Raw genomic sequence first — 21433 nt, forward strand, 5'->3', positions numbered from 1 at the left:
ATGATGTCGAATTGGAAATGACGCCATTTGTACGGTTGCTTGGTGTTCATGAATAGGGTAACTCTGGATACTGATATTTTTATTCAGTGACTTTATCAGATGTTTGCAATTTTTTGGAACACAAGCTCAAAAGGTGGTTCAGCCATATTTACGCGAAAATGCGCAGGTTTAAACCTATAAAACCGTGTATAAACTTACAAGTGGCAGTGATACGACCGTATCCAATACTGGGTTATTAACTAAGGCTAGAGTTACTAACCGTTAACGATTGAGTTTTTGCAACATACCCTATTTTTTCCCTATGATGATTCATGGTTTCGGTTTTCTCAGTTTGAGCGCATCTCTTGTACTTCCCTGGGCATTAACAGGTCTGGTTCAAGGGCAGAGAATAACAGAGTCTTTCTTTAAAGATGTTCCTCAGCCATCCACTATTCAGGAAACACCACTACCTAACCGCAAGTTGATCAGTGGTATTTCAACTGGGACAACATACTATGTTAGTGGTAACGGAAACGACAGAAATAGCGGACTTTCTACCTCATCCGCTTTTAGAACACTTCAAAGGGCAGCAAACCTGACTAATCCTGGCGACACGGTACTTATTATGAACGGGCAATACAAAAATGGGCCCAAAAACGGTGCTGTACTAAGTATTAAACGTTCTGGAACTGCAAATGCATGGATTAAATATAAAGCATATCCTGGGCATTTTCCAAAAATTCAGCACAATACGTGGAATGGTATCTCGATTTCAAATGGAGCTTCATACATCGAGATTAACGAGCTGGAGGTTATAGGGAACAATGCTAATATCACCCGTAATTATGCGTTAAGTCAGAAATATAACACATCAAATCAGCTTACTAGCGGAAATTGCATAAGCATTGATGGAGGAAACAAAGGCCGTTCTCATCATATAAATATTCTAAACAACAAAGTGCATGATTGTGGAGGAGCAGGTATCTCAGCAATCCAAGCTGATTATGTGAAAGTGGATAATAACACTGTTTTCAATAACGCTTGGTACACAGTTCATGGTTGCAGTGGCATTTCCCTGCTTAATAATTGGAGTTCTGACAACAAGCAGGGATACAAGATATTTGTGACCAATAACAGAAGCTACAATAATCGAATGTACGTTCCTTGGATTGGTTCCGGAACGATTTCAGACGGTAATGGTATTATTGTTGATGTTTCAAAAGGATATAGAGGACGGATTTTAATTGCAAACAATCTCACCTACAATAATGGCGGTTCAGGTATTCATTCCCATGATAGTCAGCATATCGATATTATCAACAACACGGCATATTTGAATCAGCAAAGTCCAGAAGTTAAAAAAAAGGGAAAAGGCGAAATTTATGCGGGTTATTCGTCTGATGTCAAAATTTTCAATAACATTATGTATCCTTCCCCTGGTAATGTTGCGAATAGCAATATGAAAAATGTCAACGTCAGTTATAACTACAATGTTTATCGTAATAATTCGACAATCAAGATTACAGGGCCTAACGATATGATTGCAGATCCACAGTTTGTTAATGCCTCGGCTCGTGACTTTAGATTGAAATCAACAAGTCCGGCAATTAATAGTGGCTTAAAGTGGAGTAGTTTGAAAACTGATTTTCTAGGCAATCCTCGTGTGTCCGGTTCTGCACCTGATAGAGGAGCATACGAAAATCGGTAGTAGTTAAAAGTATGGCATTGGGTTGTAGGATAAAGTTTTTATTGATATATAGCTTTTGTCTACAACTCAATTCAAGAAGGCCAGCAACAGCCACGAAGCAAAACAGTGAAGATATATCTTATCCGATCTAGGAGCGCTATATAAATAATTCTTAGTCCGGTTAATTACTTATTATTTAAAACTTCTGGCGTCTTTACGTCAGTCTTTATTAATAAATATTTATCCGGACTTGATGTAACTCCTAAAATAATTTTTTAGAAGCTTTATTTCTTCGCCAGTCCCTTAAGCTCTTTTTTCAACTCTCTTGGGTTAAAGTATTCGTGAGAATGATATCGATAACTACTAGATTCATTTTTATCAATGACTCCATTGACTACTAAACCTAGAACGTTGTAATTGGATCTCTCTAATATCTCTTGAGCAGCATTAGCACTGTTGGAATCAATTACTCCGGGTCGGGCTACTAACAAAATACCATCAGTCATTTGGCTTAAAGTCAAAGCATCGGCTGCCAAAAGCAGTGGAGGAGCATCAATAATTACAAAATCATACTTGTACTGGGATGAGAAACTATCAATGAGTGATGCCATCCGTTTTGAGTCAAGCAAAGCAAGTGGGTTGGGAGGCCTAACTCCAGCAGTTAAAACATCAAGGTTGTCCATTACCTTAGATACGGCAATGTTAAATTCAGCCTGACCTACGAGAACCTCACTTAAACCAACTTCATTGGTTAATTGCCAGAGATGATGTTGAGAAGGAACTCGCATATCTGCATCTATTAATAAAACTTGACGTCCTAGTTGAGCGATCGCTGCTGCCAAATTAGCTGAAACTGTAGACTTGCCTTCTTTAGGAATTGCACTAGTTATCACAATGGTTTTAAGCAATTTATCTGAACTTAAGAATTTCAGATTTGCTTGAATCATCCGGTACATTTCACTCGTTAAAGAGTGAGGAGTATCTCTGACGGCAACTGTTTGAGACGTAGATTCTGCATTGGAATCACGGGAACGAAGCTTTTTAACAGACAAAGGAACAATTCCTAGCAAAGTATATCCAAATACATCTCTAATTTCTTTAAGTGTTTTTAGAGATCTATCTCTCATCGCGAGAAAAAGTACAGTTGTGGTAGCAAAAAACAAACCGAACATGACTCCTAGCACCAAAACAATTATTTTTTTGGTTAATGTAGGATCTTCAGGCACTAAAGCCTGAGCAATAATTCGGGAACTAGGGGTATTTGTATTTTCAACTAACTGTAATTCTTGAACCTTTTTCAATAGAGTTTGATAGGTCGATTCTGCAACTTCAACTTTCCGTTCTAACTCCCGCTGGTTTTGAGCCAACTGGGGTATGAGTTTCACCCGCTGTTCATAGCTGGCACGAGAATTATATAGTGACGAGAGTCTTTGAGTTAAGCCAAAACGTTGTATTTCTGATTGCAGAAAGTTTTGTATCAGGCTTTGTCTGAGTTCTCCAATCTGCAATAGGCTCTGGGGAACTTGTGTTTGATTGCCAACAGTCTGACCAACTTGCTGTTGTAGGAGAGATTTTAAATTCGCTTTTTTTGCTTCTAGGTTAATAATTACTGGGTTATCATCTAGAAAACGGCTGCGCTCAACCGCTAACTGCCGATCGGTCTCTTGGAGTTGTGTAAGAATTCCCTGTACTGCTGGTGACTGACTGAGGGCACTCACAGCGATCGCTTCCTGAGAATTTAGCTCTACTTTCTGCCGTAGTTGATTGGTTTGGGCATTTACCTCATCCAGTTGAGCCTTGACAGTATTCATCTCATTGTCTAGATTTCCAATAGTCGCAACAGCTGACCTTGTTTCCTCTGATAAATCTGCAATCTGATGCTTTTGTTTAAATATACGTAGCGCTACTTCTGCATTATTAACAGCAGCTTGAGTTGTAGGAAGTTGCTTGGCCATAAACTGACGAGTCGCTCCTGCCTCAGAGCGATTTGTCAGAATATCATTTTCTAAATAAAACCTCATAATTGTGTTGACTACTGCTGCTGCTTCTTCAGGATTGTGACTTTTATAAGTAATACGCAATACATCTGTCCCACCAACAATTTTTAGGTTCAGGGCTTTTAATAATGCTTTCACCTCCAAAGGTTCACCTTCGTTGTCTTTTAGTTGTAGTTTGTCTATTGTCCGTTGTAATAAAGCTGGGGAAGAAATAACTTCTATCTGACTGCTTATGGGATTTTGAGTTGCTACCAATGGTTTCAGATCTCCTGCTTCTCCTCCTTCAGAGGTATCAGGGTAAAGATTATTGCCTGCTACTTTAAAACTGGGAATCCTGAATAACAGTTTTCCTTCTGCTTCATAGTCTGGCTTCAGAAATTGTGTAGATATGGCACTTAGAATAACTGTCGCCACAAATATACTGAAAGCAGGCAACCACCAGCGTTTCAATATCAATAAGTAACGATTAAGGTCTAAATCAATAGATTCTCTAGATTCCATAGATTTTTCTGACATAAATCTTCCAAAGTACAGGTCTTAAGCAAGAAACTCAAAATTGACTTATAACAGTCACAAACCAGTGCAATTGACAATACTGATTATGTATAATTTTACAATATAAAACATAGTATAGACGAATACGGTTCAGTTAAAGCTTAACTCTTTATCGAAATCCTTTTTTTAACGAACCGCCAAAGGCGCAAATAAAAGAAGCAAGAAGTGCTTAAATGAAATGTATTGTAGTATATATTTAAGTGAAAAATTTAGTCCCCATTGAGTGCAAATCTATAACGGTAGTGTGTGTACCTTTATTGAGCAAAACCTTTATTAGCTTTGAGATTTCAAGTGAGTTAACTACGTCCTAACTATAACTGCCTTCCCATAAATCAACCCTTTAATAACAAGAGGTTAAATTAAATTTTTTTTGCATTAGCCATCAACCACTAATATTCATTCAAATTTATTTTTGGATTATCAAAGACTTGATTTTTTACTTAGATAGATTTTTTACTTAGATATTATACGGCTAGATTCCTTGTCATATTAACTATCTTAGCCAAAGCAAAAATTTCAAAGTCAAGTAAAAAACTCGTTCTTTAGTCATTTTGTAATTTTTGACCATAAACATCTACTCATTACTCAACTCACTTACTACTTAATATAGTAATTCTGAAAGTTAAAGTAGCTACCTACTTTGCCAAACTTTATCGTAAGCATCTAACAGTTTTGGAGCTTGATATTGCCATTCAAGAATTTCCTCCATTCTACGTCGTCCCTCGGCTCCGATCTTTTGTCTACGTTCAGGAGAATCTAGAAGTTCCAAAATTTTCTCGGCAAATTCTACCTCGTCATTAGGTTTGGCATAAAGAGATGCTTCTTGTGCAGAACGTCTTCCCTCTCGCAAATCAAACTGGACAATTGCTTTTCCCATTGCCATGTATTCAAGGATTTTATTCATAGTGCAGTTTTCGTTATAAGCAGATGTTGGAGAAGGTTCTACACACACGTCGCAGCTGGAAAGCCGCTCTAAAAGTTCTTCACCTTGCTTAAACCCTGTAAATTCTACAAAATCATTCACTTCTAACTCTTTGGATAAGTCCTTGAGCTTTTCTGCCATAGGACCACTACCAATTAGCATAAAGTGAATATCAGAGCGATTTTTTTTGTGGACAATGTAATATACCATTCTTAAGAGATAATCGATACCTTCTGGTTCTCCCATGACACCCATGTAACCTATCAAGTAGTTTCTACCTCTGCGGTAATTGGGGTTTGGAGGCATTCGGCGAAAGCGCGAAAGATCCGGCGCACTACGAACTACAAATACTTTCTCTGGTTTCTTGTGCCCACGCTTAAGAGCTACTTCTCGGTGTGACTCGTTCGTTGAAATTACCATATCTGCTGTGGCATAGGTTAAGCGTTCAGCCCAGCGTAATCCATAATAAAAAATATCGCGCCGACGATACTTAGCTTCATACATTTCTGGACTGAGATCGTGATGATCGAAGATAATAGATATACCATGAAATAATTTAAACCATGCTGCTACCAAGAAAAGTAAATCGGGCGGATTACAAATATGTATGACATCAAAACCACGCTCTCGCCATACCCTTTGAGCTAGACGGAATTGCCAGTTAATCGCCCAACTGTACTCTCGGAGATAGCCAATGACAGAACTTTCTTCCGGTGGTAGAGGGTGACGGTAAATGTGAATCTGCTCAATAATTTCGTAATCTTTTTCAAAGCCATTACCCGTAGGTGAAATTACACTAACTTCATACCCAGCTTTTTGCAAAGTAGTTGCTTCCATCCATACCCGTCTATCAAAGGGAACTGGGAGATTTTCAACAATAATTAATACTTTTTTCGGTGATGCCATAATAATTTCAATTTTTAATTAGTTTAGTCAGTAATTATTCACTTACTCGGAAAAATGCTTGAAACCCTGAATTTATAGGTATAGCCAGGGTAAATGTGAAAGGCTACTTTAGTAAAACACTCAGTCGTCAAGTCTAAAATATACCTTATTTATGGAACTTATATTCATAACTTGGCGAAACTGGATTAAATAATAAATATGCATATACACATCATGACAGCTATCAGTTTTGCTGTTATTAGCTGGTTACAATTATATTGATTAATCATCTGATTTTTAGATTTTGACTGAGAGAGATGCCGCCACATAGAGTATCCAAGTCAAACTATTTGATTCCATTAAGTTAGACTCAGTGAGGCTAGATAAAAGTATATATGTCATGTGTATAAGTGGCCAAATATCAAATGCTGTTTTGCTACTACGCACCCAAGCAAATCCTTGCAGATAATTGCGCCAAAATCCAAAAAAGAAGACTCCTAAGCCCAAAAGACCCAAATCTAGGCAAAGAGCGAGATATCCATTGTGGGGGTGGCTTGGCGTCCATGCAGCTGCAAGCCAAATATCGGCAGATTCGCCATTCCATCCTTGCCAGAATCCACCATAACCGTAACCAAGCCAAGGATGTTTCCAAATCTTATCAATTACTAATGGCCACAACTCTGTTCGACCCGTCAGCGTCGCATCTTTACCAATTGCATTGAACAGGACATTCGCGTTACTAGACAACCAAAAATATAAGCTTTGGCCGATAGTAGCTATCATTATTAGGGTTGGTACCATGAACTGGTAAGACCAACGCCAAATTTGAAAACCAAAAAATGTCAATATTATGATTAATAGGTTAACTAAAGATGAACCGGAAGCAGAAAGCCGTAAGAGTATTATTGACAAGCCAAATCCTGCCCAGAAAAGCCAATTACGTCTTTGAGTTTGATAACCAAGTATAAAAAAAGTCATACTACTTGTTACCATTCTTGCTCCCAGACCGTTTTTGTGCGTGAATACTCCACGCCACTTTGAGCCATCCAAATCGCTCTGTATTCCGTATTTAGGCAAAGCTATGGCAAAAACAAAACTGAGTACTATAATAATTGCAAAGTTCCAAGCAAGTAAATGTAACTGCTGTTTTAAGTTATATCGTGAAGCAAAATATAGTCCAAATAAACTGGAATTAATCAGGGAAAAACTATTTTTTAATGTTGTTGATGGTTCAAAAGACCAAATAATAGAAACAGCTGACAATAAAATTAAAGAATAAAGCCAAAAGTCTTTCCTAAGGAAATAAAGAGTTTTCTTCCAACGCAAAATTAGTAGTACTAAGGTAACTAAGTAGATTAAAGAATAAATAATCCGAATCACAGAGCTATCATATTCTACTAAATCAGTCTGCCCTGCTCCTCCTGACAGTACAACAACAAAAATTGCCCCTGAATACATCAGCAAGCTCAAAATTGTGAATACCTGTTCAGCAAAAATTAGTATTTTTTTCATAATAAATTAACTAATATTTATTTTGCATATTCAGTTCTTTATAATAAACTTGAGCTGTTTGAGCGGCAATATTTGACCAATTTAAATCTTCCTGACAGCGAGCTAATGCCGCAGCTTGCATACGTTGTTGCAAATCGCGATCGCTTAACAAATAAATAATGGCATCAGCTAAAGATTGAACATCACAAGGTGGAACTAACAAACCATCTTTTTTATGCTGAATTATCTCACTTAATCCCCCTACTTCAGAGGCTACAACCAAGGTTCCCATCCCATAAGATAAGGCTGCCACTCCACTTTGAGAGGCTTCTATGTATGGTAGAACTGTTATCGTACTGCGTTGAAATAGATTACTTACTTCTTCAAGGGGGATAAAGTCATTGATAATTTCGTAGTGTTTTTCATCATAACCATTAGGGAAATATTGTTTGATATTTTCTCCCCGTCCAGCGATAATCAGTTTGACTTCAGGTATACGTTCAGCAATTAAAGGCATAGCCTGAAGTAAATATTTCAATCCTTTGTATGGCCAGATGCGGCCAAAAAATAGTAACGTATTTGGATCGCGAGTCTGACTATATTTCTTACCCCGACGCTGATACAAACTACCAAGTTCCCCATGTGGTAAAACATTGACTCGCTCTTGAGGTATACGAAATTGTTCAATTAGAATCTTTTTTAGTTGATGAGTATGAACAATCAATTGTTGGGAACGATAGAAGGCAATACGCCTAGTATACTCTGAACCGAATACAGCCATGCTATCTCCTGGGTGACGGAATATGTCGTGGATAGTTGTCACCAATGGCGGCATTTTGTTGAGTAACAAAGTCCAATCATACCAAGGATCGTTAGTTTCTTGCACATGTAAGATATCCGGCTGTATGTCTTTGATAATACGCATCATCGCGTACATCGACAATAGGTTGCGTGGATCGCGAATCCGTGGTTTTTTAAAGCTAATTACGCGGATGTTGGGATCGAGAACATTGCTACAGACATTTGAAACTTTTTCCGGGTGAATTAGCGTTAAATCAACATATTTAACCAGACTGTTTGCTAATTCAATAGTGTAATCTTCAAAGCTAAAATGTAATAAAGCAACTTTAATCATAATTACAATTATATCCTCCCTCTTAAATTCTTTATTTCATCAGTTTTTATATTTTTTTATTTATGAGTTAATAATAATTTATTTGAGACTAATTACATTACTGCGATCTTAACAATTTCAACCATAAAAACCGAAACCCTCCAAATGCACGAATACCTAAATAAGTTACAAATAAAGTATAAACACAAGTTGCAATAATTAGAGTTAATATAAAGTTTAAACTAAGTTTTTGTAAAAATATTAATATAGGTAGCATTACAATAGTTATTATTAATGGTCGGCGCACAATTCGCCATAAATTTAATGAAAATAGACGAGTATAGGTGAAATAAATATACTGGCTAAAACCAGAAATAGTCATCAATAATACCATTAAAGCTGCACCTAGTAACTGATAGCGCGAAACTAATACCACACCTCCTAAGCTCCCTAATGTACTGGTAATAACTACTTCACGTAGGTTCACTATCTCGAAACCATTGGCTACAAGTAAATAAGTCAGTGAGCGGGTAAACGGCAAAAAAATAAGTGATGCAGCGCTGATTGTAAGAGCTATATTTGCTTCAGCAAAGCTAGCATTATAGAGAAAAACTAATAAATCTTTGCCAAACAATAAGATCCCAAGAAATAAGGGCAATGCGATGATTAGTAGGATTTCGATAAGATTTTCAGCTATCTGCCTCTGCTTTTCCCTTCCTTGCTCTACTGCTTTTGAAAGCCTTGGAAATATTGCTAAACTCATACTGTTAGCAATAATCAAAAACGGTTGTAATAATTGTGTTATTCCGCCAAATAAACCTACTAAAAACTCGTTTCCTAATAATGAAAGGATCAGTATTTGAATTCTGCCAATTACTACAGCTATTGCTTCAATAGCAAAAAATGTGCGCGCATTTTTGATTGTATTAAAGACAAAATTTCTATCGATTTGCCATTTTATTTTTACTAACCGAGCGATAAAAATCCATTCAATTACTAAAATTAGTGTTTCAGAAAAAACTAGGATCGCCCCTAAATATTCAATTCCATATTTTAGTTGCATCGCCCAAATCATGATTATTAGGCGTAAAATATAAACTGGCACTGTAGCGATCGCAATCAGATGCATCTTTTCTTTCGCTTGAAAAATTGCCTCTGTGATATTAGAAAGCGCAAAGGGGATGATCGTTAAACCCATTATGTAACAAACAGTCGAGGTTTTAGTACTATAGGGAAGTAAAAATACTACAATCACCAATGCTCCATAACTGAAAAAACTAAATATTAGCTGTAAGCAAGTACCACTCATTAAATAGACTGATGTTTTTTGGGGTTCACGAGCTAGTTCTCTAGTGAACAATGTTTTTAGCCCTTGTGAAGCAATGCCTACAAAAATAAAATAGTAGCTATATGCTAGTAGATACTGCCCTAAAGCCTCAGCTCCTAGAGTACGAGCAATCGAAGCGGTTAAGACAAAGGCTGTAACACTTTGTACTAACCGATTGAGTATCATTGAGAAGGAATTACTTATGAATTTGTACTTTTCTACCATTCTTATAATTCTTAATTCAGCTTAATTCTTTCATTTTGAGTCATCATGATTTTTTCGGATATATCCTGCTAGATTTTTTAGAACATCCTCTCTGTAATGTAAAAAAATCTAAATTGAATCCGCCACAAATTAAACTGAAAACTGCAATAATTTTATTGATTTATACGAAAAGTAAATTCTCTAATCATAGCTGCCCAGCTAGAGATTTTTTATTTTAGTAAGCACCATCTTTTTGCAAAACCACCATAACTGTTTTAAGGAGAATTTCAAAGTCTAACCTTAGTGACCAATTTTCGATATAGCTAATATCGAGATGAATCACTTGTTCAAAATCTAAAATGTTTGAGCGACCTGAGACTTGCCAAAGACCCGTAATACCAGGTAAAATTTCATGTCGAATAAAATGATGTTCGGCAAACTTTTCAACATCTCTGGTAGGTAAAGGGCGAGGTCCCACTATACTCATTTCTCCAAGGATAACGTTAAAAAGTTGAGGTAATTCGTCTAAACTGTAACGACGGAGAAATTTCCCAACACGGGTAATGCGAGGATCATCTTTAATTTTAAAGATAATCCCATCTTTTGTTTCATTTAATGCTTCTAATTCTTTTTGTAACTTTTCCGCATCAGACCTCATTGTTCTGAATTTCCATACTTTAAACTGTTGACCATGTAGACCTATACGCGTTTGTTTGTAGAATACTGTGCCTGGAGAGTCAAGTTTTATAGCTATAGCTATAGCTATATAAATGGGGAATAAGAACATTACAAATAAAGTTGCAAAACAAAAATCACAGCTACGCTTTATCCAAAAATCTTTACCTGTAATTATTGGACAATCCAAACTTAAACAAGGCATTCCTCCTATTTTGTTGAATTGTACGTTTTTATAAATTGGTTTTAATTCCATCGGTAAAATATGTACTTGTATCCCAGATGCTTGAAACAACCAGCACAAAAACATTCTATTTTTTAGCGCATCCCAAGATATAAAAACTTCTGTCACTCCTAGTTGATTAAGCTGAGTCAATGTTTGCTGACGCTGATATCTGTCTAGTGAATTGGCATTCGCAGTTCCAGATATAATGTAATGCTTTTCTTTTTTTATAAAACTCTCTATCTGCTCGTGATCCTGAGGATCGCAAATAATGAAAACAGAAGAACGAACTATTTTTTTTTGTTTGCGTAGATATTCAAGAGTAATATTTACAGCATATCTACCAGTACAAACAAAAAATACACTTAGCAACCAAGGTAATAATATTAATTTTGGACGTGTTATATCAATAACTGGTTTATACAAAAAACTAACTAATAGTATTAATCCATGAGCAAAAGTTAGCGATTTGATAATATTGAAATAGTCATAACGTTTTTGACCTTCTCTATAAATTCCTTCGATAGCTAGCGATCCTATTTGAATCCCAATAGCTGTTAAAATAGGTAAATAATGGCTCGGTATATACCAACTAAAGTGTCCATCAGTAGATTGATATGCTGCTAAAACCCAAGCTAAAAATAAAAGAGTACAGTCTACTAAGAATAATGTTGTTAATCTTAACCACCACGAACCCTTACGTACTGTGACAAACGTCGATGCACGTAAATCCAAAGGTGCTTCACTGAATTTATTTGTTGTAATGCTTTGATTACTCATGAGTAGGAACACTTGGTGTAGGTAAAATTTGATAGGAGCTTAAAAATACAAGACAATTTAGCTATTTCACTATTTTTATTTACAAATAAACCTGGAATTTTTAGTCTTAGTCTTAATCATTTTCTTTAGAGTAACTTTAAGTTCTCGATCAAAAACATTTTCCAGGTCGGTTTGAGTGCTGTTTTACTAACGAGATATTTAGGTTTGATTGCAGTATATAATCACATTTTAGTCTGTACAAATTTAATAAAAAAAAGGATTTGTTGACCAATTTAGATTATTAGTAATTAAACAAAACTGCGGATGTTAAGAATCAAGCAAGTAGGCAAACATAAAAATAAAATATTATAATTTTCCAGGTTACTAATACATCAGCTCGATCGTGGATATCGCAGATATCTTGGAGAGTTTCACTTCTTTGTTCGAGGTATAGAATTATTGATATAACCTCAGGAATCACTCTAGCATATTTATTTAGACTAATTCAGCTTTGAATATAAAGTTGTCTTATTCTATCTGTTGTTCTTACGCAGAATTACTGATTAAAAATTATATTACATAACTTATAATAAAATGCATTAAAAGTTTGATTTTTGTAATAAAACTTTACATTGCTGACTTAAGTCAGTTTCATAGACATTTCTAAATGAAGTCTTAAAAGGGCAGCAACCTTAAGATGAGACTGTAGTTTAGAGTAGAAGACTGATGTTACAAACTTAATTGAGTTTTATAAGGTTGGCTAAATTATCCAAAAAAATAAGATTATGACTTTACATTAAATTTATATAATTAGAGACAAAATGAAGATTTTGTAAAAACTATCTTTCATCAAGTAGATTTTACTGAGATAGGATAATGTACCTTTATAATTACGTGTAAGTGTTTGTATTTATTCGATAAAACAGAAATTTGATTTTTGGGATTAAACTGCAATAATTTCGAGTTTCATTTCAATCAATAAGACACAGGGTAAAAGTATGGTGACTAGTAAATTAGATATAGTAGATCGATTGGGCAGGTTTTTAAACAATAAAAAATGGCGTTTGCTGACAAATTTGCGTCTAAACAATTTAAAAGTTAATAAGATTTTACGATCAACAAATGATTCGGAAATAGGCAAAGTCCAAATAGAAATAAACAATTTATATTTTTCTGAAAAAGATTATAGGGATTTTATAAATTCGGATGTATTAAGTAAATATAATCAGCTTGATTACATCCATTCTAAGCCACTTGAATATCTGACGACAATGAGTCTATTAGATTTGAAAGAAGGTGATGAAATACTAGATGCTGCTGGTGGTGAGAAAGCTGAATATATAAAGGCTTTAATGGCAGTTTCGGAGTTCAAATTGAATGCTTACTGTCAAGACTCCTTATTGGACGGAAAAGTCACAGATGGAATTAAGTACATTGGTGGCTCTATTGATGCGATCCCTCTCCCAGATGAATCTTTAGATGGAATTAGCTGTCATCATTCTTTTGAGCATTTCCAAGATGATTTGGATATTAAGTTTATTAAAGAGGCAGTACGTTTATTGAAAGTGGGCAGAAAACTTGTCATTGCACCGCTATTTTTAACTAACGAATATGCAGAAATCTGGAACAATAAACGGATTCAGAAGCCCAATGTTGACAAAGCAATTACAATTTTTGACAATACTGCAAGCTTTGCTGGATGGGGTGCATATGAAGGCTTTGCTAGAACTTACAGTCCTGATGCATTTAAAACAAGAATTGTTGAAAATTTACCGAGCAACTGCTATGCAAAAATCTACAAAGTTATTGTAGATGGGAAACCTGTGCCAGACCTCCAAAAAAATTATCATCAACCTCTGCTCAATGCTGAAATGAAGGCACTGGTAATAGTCAAAAACTAAAGAGCAAGCAACTTTTTAGTTTGATAAGTGTTATAACTGTTTGCAATTCTTTGGAGTTCAAATAATTAGTAGGGGTGCACAAGATGTCTGTGTGCTCCTAGCGTCTGTATCATTTAATATTGCTGTATATCAGTTCTATGATAACTAATAGTATTCTGCTTATTTTCTAGAGATTGGAAACTGTATTTGCTCATATCTTTTTTAGTCATAAACCTTTAATTATTTATGCCCACTGGAACTTAATATAGAAAATGCAGATAAATAGTCAGACATCAGAAGAATATAAGCAAAAGATTACCTTAAATACCTTAACTAACATTATCGACACTCAATTTTTACAGGAATTAAATGATACCCAAGTAGTTTATCATCAGTATCTGTGCATTCATCAAATGTTCGAGATGCAAGTAGAGCGATCGCCCCAAGCCATTGCAGTAATATGCGAAAATACACAACTTACTTATCAACAGTTAAACCAGCGGGCGAATCAACTAGCGCACTACCTACGTTCTTTAGGCGTTGGGCCGGAAGTACTTGTGGGTATATGTCTGGAGCGCTCCTTAGAGATGATTATAGGACTACTGGGCATTCTCAAAGCTGGAGGCGCTTATGTGCCTTTAGATCCAGCATATCCCTCAGAACGTTTAGCCTTTATTTTGGAAGACACCCAAACAGCAGTATTGTTAACCCAAGAAAAATTGGTCAAGAACTTACCACCGCATCAGGCACAAGTGGTTTGTCTCGACTCAAACTGGCAAGGGAATATCCAAAACAGTCAAGAAAATCCTGTAAATCAAACTACAGCTGATAACCTCATCTACGTAATCTATACATCTGGTTCTACAGGACAGCCTAAGGGTGTAATGATCCCTCACCGTGGTATCTGCAATCAACTCCACTGGAAGCAAACAACTTTTGGATTAACTCACGCAGACAAAGTTTTACTGACTATTTCTTTTAGCTTCGATCCTTCAGTGTGGCAGATATTCTGGCCATTGTGCTTTGGGGGGCAATTATTTATAGCTCGCCCTGGTGGACATCAAGATACAGCCTATCTTGTGAAGGTGATTACTGAGCAGCAAATCACAGTTCTGGCTTTAGTACCTTCTATCCTGCGTGTCTTATTAGAAGAGAAGGGAATTGAAAATTGCCGATTCATCAGACACATTACCTGCGGTGGTGAAGCTTTACCTGGCGAACTTATAGAACGCTTCTTTGCCCAATTGAATTTGGACAATGTTTTACATAATTGTTACGGCCCGACAGAAGCTTCTATTGATACCACTTTCTGGAGTTGCCAACGTGGCACTAATTATGCTATTGCACCCATTGGCCGTCCGATTACCAATGCAGAGATTCACATCCTCGATGACAATTTGCAGCCAGTGCCTATTGGTGAATCAGGTGAACTGCACATTGGCGGTATTGGTCTAGCGCGAGGTTATCTTAACCGTCCAGAATTGACCATAGAGAAGTTTATTTTTGACCCCTTTAGCTCTGAACCTGGGGCACGCCTTTACAAAACTGGGGACTTAGCACGTTATTTGAGCGATGGTAATATCGAATTCCTTGGTCGGATTGACCACCAAGTTAAAATACGTGGCTTCCGAATTGAATTAGGAGAAATTGAAGCCATACTAGCTCAACATCCAGCACTGACGCAGACTTTAGTCATAGCCAGAGAGGATGCGCCTGGAGACAAGCGACTCATAGCATATATTGTTGCCAGTCCAGAGCAAATTCCTAGTCAAGCTGAATTGCGTTGCTTTTTGGAAGCTCGGTTGCCAGAATACATGGTGCCTGCTTTCTTTGTCTTTTTGGACACCCTACCATTAAATCCCAACGGTAAAATAGACCGCCGCGCCTTACCTGCACCGGATACATCTTATATTAGGCTGTCAAATAACTTTGTTCCACCTCAGAATTCGACAGAAGAAGTCTTAGCTGGCATTTGGGCGAAAGTTTTGTGTTTGGAGCAAGTAGGCATCCACGACAATTTTTTTGAATTGGGAGGGCATTCACTCCTGGCCACTCAAGTGATGTCTAGAGTTCGTCAAGCTTTTCAAATAGAAATAGCGTTGCAACTCTTATTTGAGAATCCCACGATCGCTACTTTAGCTCAAGCAATTACCCAAAACCAAACTCCAAAAAACGACCCCCAAAATCAGACCATTTCTCAAATAGCCAATCGGCAATCAGCCCCTCTATCCTTTGCCCAGCAGCGAGTCTGGTTTTTGGAGCAGTTGGAACCCAACAGCCGAGCGTATATTGTCTCCAATGCACAACGCTTAACGGGCAAGTTAAACCTGAGTATATTACAACAGTCATTAGATGCGATCGTTGTCCATCATCAGGCATTGCGAACCAACTTTATTACATCACCTGATGGTAGCCCGATACAAGTAATTGGCACGCCTCGGCCAGTGGAACTTAAAATCATTCAGGTAACAAAAGACCAAGTAGAATTTCTCCTAAATCAAGAGGTTCAACGCCCCTTCAACTTAGAATCTGACTTAATGTTGCGTGCTACTTTGCTCCAAGTAGACGAGCAGGAGCATATACTCTTGTTAATGATGCACCACATCGCCTCAGATGGTTGGTCAATTGGTATTCTTTGGCAGCAGTTAATAGCCCTTTATGAAGCCTTTTTGAGTAGTAAGCCTTCTCCATTAGCAAAATTGCCCATTCAGTATGCGGATTTTGCTGTGTGGCAGCACCAATGGCTATCAGGTGAAGTACTTTCTAAGCAAATTAACTATTGGAAAACCCAATTAGCAGGTGCTAATACTGTACTGGAATTGCCTACCGACCGACCACGGCCACCAGTGCAAACTTACCAAGGAGCAGCCCAATCTCTGATGCTACCGCCAACTTTGAGTGCATCACTCACAGAACTCTCGCATCAGGAGGGTGTCACTCTATTCATGACATTGCTGGCAGCTTTTGGGACAATACTGCACCGCTACACTGGGCAAGAAGACATTCTTATCGGTTCTCCCATTGCCGGACGTAACCGTTCTGAGATTGAAGAGTTAATTGGATTTTTTATTAACACCGTTGTTTTACGGACTGATTTTGCTGACAACCCCAGTTTTCGTTCAGTGCTAAATCGAGTTCGCCAGATGGCATTAGCTGCTTATGCCCATCAAGATATGCCCTTCGAGAAACTGGTAGAAGAACTGCAACCAGAGCGAGATACCAGTCGCAACCCACTGTTTCAAGTGTGGTTTAATATGCTCAACTTAAGGGACATCCAACTAGAACTATCTGGAGTGGCTATCGAACCAGTCTCAATCCTAGAAACAGCTTCTAAGTTTGACTTAACCCTTTACGTTACAGAACAAAATCAAGGAATCCAACTTGATTTAGTCTACAACACCGATCTGTTTACTTCCGAGCGGATGATGGAAATGCTTCATCAATTCCATCACTTGCTAAATCAAATTGTTGCTGCTCCAGAGAGGAAAATTAGTTTATATTCTCTGGTGACACCAAAAGCGCAACTTTTGCTGCCAGAACCAAGGGCGGTTTTACCAGAACCACAGTATCAGTTGACGACAACAATGTTTACCTCTTGGGTAAATCGTACCCCAGAACATTCATCACTTCGTCAAGGAATTCGCACTTGGAATTATGGGGAATTGGGCAAAATCGCTCAAACCTTAGCACAGGTTTTGTTATCTCACGGAGTAGAGCGGGGAGATGTTGTAGCTGTATATGGTACACGCAGCTTTGGGCTAATTGCCAGTATGCTAGGCGTACTCTTAAGTGGCGGTGTGCTACTCACCCTCGATCCGAAACTTCCCAGCCAACGCCAGCGCCTGATGCTACAGGAAGCTAAAGCTAAATACATATTATATATTGATGGTCAGCGTCCAGAAGACGAAAATATAGGGGAGTCTTTAACTAGCATCTGTGTCAACCCAGACACAGGAAAAGCGATAAATTCCCAAAAGAGGATTGAAACCGTAAATCTACCTGAAATTGCTGACGACGATGCAGCTTATATTTTCTTTACTTCCGGCACTACTGGTGTGCCCAAAGGGGTGCTGGGGTGTCATAAAGGGTTGGCGCATTTTCTGAACTGGCAGCGACAGACCTTTGAAATTAATCAGCAAGACCGCATTGCCCAATTAACTGGTCTTTCTTTTGATGTCGTTCTTAGAGATATCTTTTTACCTTTAACTAGTGGTGCAACCCTATGCTTGCCAGAAGAAGAGGATAACCTAGAACCAACGAGAATTCTGCGTTATTTGGAAAATGAGCAAATTTCTGTACTGCATACAGTTCCTTCGCTGGCGCAATTATGGTTAGCGAATGTGCCGTCAGGAGTCTCTTTACGTAACTTACGCTGGTTATTCTTGGCTGGAGAACCTCTGAAGGAAACCCTTGTGCTTCGGTGGCGGGATGCTTTTCCAGAATCTGGTGAAATAGTTAATCTCTACGGCCCGACAGAAACAACTTTGGCAAAGTGTTATTACCGAGTACCTATTGAGTGTACACCAGGTGTACAGCCAGTAGGATCGCCGTTGCCTCAAACCCAAGCACTGGTTTTCACATCAAATAACCAACCATGCGGTATTGGTGAACCGGGTGAGATTGTAATCCGAACTCCATTCCGCAGTTTGGGTTATATCAATGCCCAAGAAGAAAACCGTTCTCGGTTTGTCAAGAACCCTTTTCGAAACGATCGCCAGGATTGGCTTTATTATACAGGCGATCGCGGATGCTATCGTCCAGATGGCTCTCTAGAAATTCTCGGTCGCCGAGATCATCAAGTCAAGATCCGAGGGATACGCATTGAACCTGGGGAAATTGAAACGGTGTTAGCCCAACACCCAGATGTACTCCAGACTGTAGTGATTGCCCGTGAAGATGTTCTTGGCGATCGACGTTTGGTGGCTTACATTATACCTAATCAAGACTCAGCAATTGCAATTACTGATATTCGTAGCTTCCTGTCGAAAAAATTGCCACAGTATATGCTACCTTCGGCTTTTGTCGCGCTGGACACCATGCCCTTAACTCCCAACGGCAAGGTAGACCGTCGCGCTTTACCAGCACCAGACTTATCAAGGCAAGAACCAGAAGCAAGCTTTGTTGCTCCCCGCAACCAAGTGGAACGCCAGTTAACCCAGATTTGGGAACAAATTTTAGGCGTCCAACCGATTGGTGTTAAGGATAACTTCTTCGAGCTAGGAGGACATTCTATCCTAGCAGTAAAACTGTTTTGGCAAATTGAAAAGACATTTAATAAAAACCTGCCTCTTGCTATTCTTTTCCAGTCAGGGACTGTAGAGGCTCTAGCCAAAATAATTTGCCAAGAAGAAGATTTAACAAAAAACTCGGCTTTAGTAGATACCTTAGACCAATCAAAATCTTGGTCATCCTTAGTAGAAATTCAATCCAACGGTTCCAAGCCACCTTTTTTCTGTATTCACGGGCTGGGTGGAGAAGTCTTATGTTTCCGTGAATTGGCATTACATTTGGGAACAGAACAACCATTTTACGGATTACAACCACGGGGATTAGATGGAAAACATCCTTTCCATACCCGCATTGAAGATATGGCAGCGCACTACATTCAAGAAATTCAGGCCCTTCAACCTCATGGCCCTTATTTTCTCGGAGGTTATTCTTTTGGGGGTACAGTTGCCTTCGAGATGGCTAAACAACTCCATGAGCAAGGCGAAGAAGTTGGCATTTTAGTTATGCTTGATAGTTGTCGTCCAGGTTATAGCTGGCAAGCGCCATTTCTCAAACGAGTTTTTTTGCATTTAAAAAATATTGTTCAGCAAGGGCCTAACTACCTTTGGCAAAAGGTTGTGAGATGGAGTTATTGGCGTAAACAAGAACTGCAAAATACATATAACCGTTACTTGGAAAACGTACTTCATGTACCTGAAACTGACAAGCATTTAAAGATTATAGATACTAACACTCAAGCTCTTAGCGACTATATTTTTTCACCTTACCTTGGTCGAGCTATTCTTTTGCGGACAGAGGATAAAAATCGGGACGAAGCTATAGGTATAGAATACGATCCTCAATTTGGCTGGGACGAGGTAGTAGTTGGAGGATTAGATATCCATTACATTCCCGGATCTCACCTTAACATACTTAAAGAACCTCATGTAAAAGTGTTAGCTGAAAAATTGAAAACTTGCTTAACTCAGGCACAATCTCAGATTGTAAAAAATTAATTTGAACTTTTCCGTGAATTCACCTTTGCACAACTCAGCACTGCTGGGTTGTTTTGCTATTTTTTGGTCTAAACTTGAAATAATAATAGAAAAACGCTTGCTAGTGGTAACTAGAGTGAGATAATTATTCTGTGGAACTGGAATATTGGTAAAAATCCAATAACCAAAAGACCTGACCGATTTAAGAATGCGATGAATATTGCTAGTGTCACAGATTGAACAGAGGAAATGATTGTGGCACTAGAAGCTGGAATGAGTATTGTTTTTAGATTTTAAGTTGGTAAGCAATCCACAATCCACTGATGCTATATAGAAGATTTGGACGCACAGAATTACAGATGCCAGTGTTTTCCTGCGGTGGCATGAGATATCAGTTCAAATGGGAGGATATTCCCAATCATGAAATTCCTGCTGATAACCAGGCAAACTTGGAAGCGACTATTAGAAGGGCAGTCGAGGTTGGAATTAATCATATTGAAACTGCCCGTGGTTATGGCACTTCTGAAATGCAATTGGGGAGAATATTGCCCAAGTTTCCCCGCGAAAAGTTGATTGTTCAGACAAAAATCAATCCAAAGGCAGATGCGAAAGAATTTCGGGAGACATTTGAACAATCCTTGAAAAATCTTCAGCTAGATTATGTTGACCTTTTAGGGTTGCACGGCATTAATCATCCTGAGTCGTTAGATGAAAGCATCCGTCCTGGCGGCTGTTTGGAAGTAGCACAGCAGTTGCGAGCAGAGGGAAAAGTTAGATTTATTGGCTTTTCCACACATGGCTCGACAGATATGATTGTGCAGACAATTAATACCAATCAATTTGATTACGTAAACCTGCACTGGTACTACATTAATCAATGGAATTGGGCGGCAATCGAAGCAGCTAAACGCCACGATATGGGGGTGTTTATTATTAGCCCATCTAATAAAGGAGGTTTGTTGTATGAGCCTTCCCAAAAATTAGTAAATCTTTGTGCCCCGTTGAGTCCAATGGTGTTTAATGATTTGTTTTGTTTGAGCCATCAAGAGGTACATACCCTGAGCTTGGGAGCAGCAAAACCACAAGATTTTGATGAACACCTAAAGACTTTAGAATTACTAGATCGAGCATCAGAAATTTTGCCGCCAATTTTAGCAAGATTGGAAGAAGAAGCGATCGCAACTTTGGGAGAAGATTGGGTAAAATCCTGGGAAACAAATCTACCAACCTTTGACGAAACCCCTGGTGAGGTAAATATTCGGGTGATTTTGTGGCTGCGGAATTTAGTGATCGCCTACGATTTAGTAGACTACGCTAAAATGCGCTATAACCTGCTTGGCAATGGCGGTCACTGGTTCCCCGGCAACAAAGCCGATCGGCTAGATGAATTAGATTTAGGGAAATCTCTTACCCGTAATCCCTACGCCGATAAAATCCCCCAACTCCTGAAACAAGCTCATCAGATGTTGGCGGGTGAAGAGGTCAAACGTTTATCTCGCACTTGATAAATTGCGTAAATCGGGCATGGGTTA

The 21433-nt window shown here is 38.2% G+C and carries 10 protein-coding genes; 4 read left to right on the plus strand and 6 right to left on the minus strand.

All coding sequences use genetic code 11. The annotated features are described in order from the left end of the window. The first annotated feature begins 301 nt into the window (after positions 1–301). The gene (locus RMX89_RS12850; RefSeq protein WP_322685416.1) at positions 302–1687 is read left to right on the plus strand and encodes a choice-of-anchor Q domain-containing protein; all 1386 of its coding nucleotides are present in this window, start codon (positions 302–304) and stop codon (positions 1685–1687) included. 263 nt (positions 1688–1950) lie between these two features. Here RMX89_RS12850 and RMX89_RS12855 read toward each other — a convergent pair whose 3' ends face one another. The 6 genes from RMX89_RS12855 to RMX89_RS12880 all read right to left on the minus strand — a co-directional run bounded on the left by RMX89_RS12855 (position 1951) and on the right by RMX89_RS12880 (position 11839). After that, complete coding sequence (locus RMX89_RS12855) at positions 1951–4179, minus strand: GumC family protein (protein WP_322671726.1); 2229 nt, start codon at positions 4177–4179, stop codon at positions 1951–1953. Positions 4180–4849: 670 nt separating this feature from the next. Further along, a complete protein-coding gene (locus RMX89_RS12860; RefSeq protein ID WP_322671725.1) occupies positions 4850–6046 on the minus strand; it encodes a glycosyltransferase family 4 protein in 1197 nt (398 codons plus the stop codon). A 276-nt stretch (positions 6047–6322) separates the two neighbouring features. Next, complete coding sequence (locus tag RMX89_RS12865) at positions 6323–7537, minus strand: O-antigen ligase family protein (RefSeq protein ID WP_322685414.1); 1215 nt, start codon at positions 7535–7537, stop codon at positions 6323–6325. Positions 7538–7547: 10 nt separating this feature from the next. After that, positions 7548–8651: a glycosyltransferase family 4 protein gene (locus tag RMX89_RS12870; protein WP_322685413.1), complete on the minus strand. Its 1104-nt coding sequence runs from the start codon at positions 8649–8651 to the stop codon at positions 7548–7550. A 97-nt stretch (positions 8652–8748) separates the two neighbouring features. Further along, complete coding sequence (locus RMX89_RS12875; RefSeq protein ID WP_322689205.1) at positions 8749–10182, minus strand: oligosaccharide flippase family protein; 1434 nt, start codon at positions 10180–10182, stop codon at positions 8749–8751. Between the two features lie 214 nt (positions 10183–10396). After that, the gene (locus tag RMX89_RS12880; RefSeq protein ID WP_322685411.1) at positions 10397–11839 is read right to left on the minus strand and encodes a sugar transferase; all 1443 of its coding nucleotides are present in this window, start codon (positions 11837–11839) and stop codon (positions 10397–10399) included. A 977-nt stretch (positions 11840–12816) separates the two neighbouring features. On the opposite strand from RMX89_RS12880, the gene RMX89_RS12885 reads away from it, so the two are divergent. The 3 genes from RMX89_RS12885 to RMX89_RS12895 all read left to right on the plus strand — a co-directional run bounded on the left by RMX89_RS12885 (position 12817) and on the right by RMX89_RS12895 (position 21406). After that, positions 12817–13719 carry a methyltransferase domain-containing protein gene (locus RMX89_RS12885; protein ID WP_322685410.1) on the plus strand — a complete coding sequence of 301 codons (903 nt, stop codon included), beginning with the start codon at positions 12817–12819 and terminating at the stop codon, positions 13717–13719. A gap of 251 nt (positions 13720–13970) precedes the next feature. Further along, positions 13971–19922, plus strand: a complete 5952-nt coding sequence (locus tag RMX89_RS12890; RefSeq protein ID WP_322689206.1) for a non-ribosomal peptide synthetase — start codon at positions 13971–13973, stop codon at positions 19920–19922. A gap of 302 nt (positions 19923–20224) precedes the next feature. Continuing rightward, positions 20225–21406: an aldo/keto reductase gene (locus RMX89_RS12895; RefSeq protein ID WP_322689207.1), complete on the plus strand. Its 1182-nt coding sequence runs from the start codon at positions 20225–20227 to the stop codon at positions 21404–21406. The last annotated feature ends 27 nt before the right edge of the window (positions 21407–21433 follow it).

Origin of the sequence: Nostoc sp. DedSLP04 (genome assembly GCF_034530775.1) — a bacterium.
GTDB lineage: Bacteria > Cyanobacteriota > Cyanobacteriia > Cyanobacteriales > Nostocaceae > Nostoc.